We start from the raw sequence: 267 nt of genomic DNA on the forward strand, positions 1-267 counted from the left end.
TGATACCGACATGCGTGGTGGCGCAAATGGTGCACGTTTACGTTTAGCGCCACAAAAAGACTGGCCAGTAAACAACCCAAAAGAAGTGCAAAAAGTACTTACTAAGCTTGAAAACATCCAAACTAAGTTTAATAAAAATGCCGCAGGCGGTAAAAAGATATCACTTGCTGACATGATTGTACTCGGTGGCGCTGCAGCCATTGAAAAAGCGGCCAAAGATGCTGGCTACTCAGTAAACGTACCATTTCAAGCAGGCCGTATGGATGC

Annotated in this window: 1 protein-coding gene; it reads left to right on the forward strand. The window is 44.9% G+C overall.

The annotated features are described in order from the left end of the window. The coding region (locus AC6UDE_RS07010; protein WP_500697034.1) for a peroxidase family protein at nucleotides 1–267 on the forward strand (267 nt) is incomplete at both ends.

Source organism: Fructilactobacillus sp. X2R5C3 (assembly GCF_059901325.1).